Genomic DNA, 1,843 nt, shown 5'->3' with positions numbered 1-1,843 from the left:
CCGCTACCGGGTCGACCCCGCGCAGCTCGTGGAGACCGGGACCGAGCGGGCCGCCGACGGCCGCCGCACCGAGGCCCGCGCCCACCCGGTCGAGGTCGCCGACACCGTCGGCGCGGGCGACGCCTTCATGTCGGCCCTCCTGCACGCCCGCCACACCGGCGCCCCCCTCGCCACCGCCCTCACCCACGCCACCACCGCCGCCACCCTCACCGTCACCCGTCCCGGCGCCACCCCGCCCGACGCCGCCGAACTCACCGCAGCCCTCGACGGGGATTCCGGTGGGTTTGGAATTGTCCGCACGGTGAAAACGAGCGCCGACAGCGGCTTGACCCATTGAGACGGGAGAATCGCATGGGCGTCATCGCTTGGATCCTGATCGGACTGTTCGCGGGCGCGATCGCCAAGGCACTGATGCCGGGGAAGGACCCGGGCGGTGTCATCGTCACGATCCTCATCGGCATCGCGGGTGGTCTGCTGGGCGGTTGGCTCGGCAAGGTGATGTTCGGCGTCGACTCCATCGACGGCTTCTTCGACCTCTCCACCTGGATCGCCGCCATCGTCGGTTCGGTGATCCTCCTCGCGATCTACCGACTGGTCACCGGCAACAGGAACCATCACCGCCACGCCTGATCCCCCCCTGGTCGGAACGGCTTCCCCTCGTGCGAGGGGGAGCCGTTCCGGGTTTCCGACGGAATGCCCCGTCATGGGTGGCATGCTCCGAGCCGATCGGGGCAGCCGACAGCCGACATCGTGAAAGCGACCTTCGAACGAGGAGGCTTTGATGACCAGCGGAATGTGGGACTACGGCGACGCCGAGGGCTACGCGACGGGAACGGACCTGACGGGCTACCGCGTCGAGGCCGAGGACGGCCACATCGGGAAGGTCGACCGGCACACCATGGACGTCGACGCCGCGCACATCGTGGTCGACACCGGCCCGTGGATCTTCGGCCGGGAGGTGCTGCTCCCCGCGGGCACGATCCGGCGCGTGGACGTCAACGAGCGGACGGTGTGGGTGAACCGGACGAAGGACGAGATCAAGAACTCGCCGGAGTACCAGAAGGACCGCCACGCCGAGGACCCCGAGTACCACCGCACGATCGGCGGCTACTACGGCGGCGCCATCTGACCCGGCGTCCCGCTCACCGGCCCGAGGGCCCCAGACCATCCGGTCGGGGGCCCTCGGGCCATGTGCCGTGAAGGCCGGCGATCCCACGCGCTCACGCCGAAATACACACCGCGTGTGTTCGGGGACCGGCCCCGCCGCGTTTCCAGGACCACGCGTTTCCAGGGCCATGACGCGAAAAGAGGGTGTCACGGCCCGCTCGGATCGGTGACGCCGGCGGCGGTCCTCAGTCCTCGGCCGTCCCGTGGTTCCCGGACCGCTGCCGGGTGCGGCTGAACGCGCCGGTGCCGACGCGGGCGGCGAGGGTGTCGTCGGGGCCGGAGAGCAGTGAGCCGTAGCCGGTGGCGGCCCAGAGGCTGCGGTCGGCGGGGATCTCGAAGTAGGGGACGGTGTGCCCCTGGTCGCGGACGGCGAGGACCTGGGGTGCGCGGCGGGCGCGCAGGGCCTGGGCGCAGTCCTCGCAGACGGCGACGTCGACGCGTTCCCGGCGGCCGAGCGGGCGCCAGGTGGTGCGGCGGACGGCGGCGCCGTGCCGGGGGTCGAAGAAGCAGAGGGGGAGCCGCGGTTCGGCCGCGAGCGCGGCGCGTCCCTCGGCGGCCAGGGCGAGCACGCCGGCCAGGTCGGGGATGTCGCGGGCGGCGTCCAGGACGCGGCCGGCCGCGTCGTAGGCGTCCAGGGCGCGGCCCAGTCCGGGGGCGGTGGCCCGGTCGGCGCCGT

General features: G+C 72.5%; 3 protein-coding genes and 1 pseudogene. 3 read left to right on the top strand and 1 reads right to left on the bottom strand.

The window, feature by feature from the left end:
• From ABD308_RS07435 to ABD308_RS07425, 3 genes are all read left to right on the top strand, one after another.
• A partial coding sequence (locus ABD308_RS07435) for a PfkB family carbohydrate kinase (protein ID WP_344329557.1) occupies positions 1-337 on the top strand: 337 nt, incomplete at its 5' end.
• Between the two features lie 14 nt (positions 338-351).
• Entirely contained in the window at positions 352-630 is a 279-nt protein-coding gene (locus ABD308_RS07430; RefSeq protein ID WP_344329554.1) for a GlsB/YeaQ/YmgE family stress response membrane protein, read from the top strand.
• A gap of 151 nt (positions 631-781) precedes the next feature.
• Positions 782-1,129, top strand: coding sequence for a PRC-barrel domain-containing protein (locus tag ABD308_RS07425; protein WP_344329551.1), 348 nt, complete (start codon positions 782-784; stop codon positions 1,127-1,129).
• A 223-nt stretch (positions 1,130-1,352) separates the two neighbouring features.
• Here the strand turns inward: ABD308_RS07425 and ABD308_RS07420 are convergent.
• Positions 1,353-1,843 (bottom strand): annotated as a pseudogene (locus tag ABD308_RS07420) (hypothetical protein); the annotation flags it as partial.

Source organism: Kitasatospora putterlickiae (assembly GCF_039527695.1).
GTDB classification, from domain to species: domain Bacteria; phylum Actinomycetota; class Actinomycetes; order Streptomycetales; family Streptomycetaceae; genus Kitasatospora; species Kitasatospora putterlickiae.
This window is presented reverse-complemented; position numbering and strand designations above follow the sequence as displayed.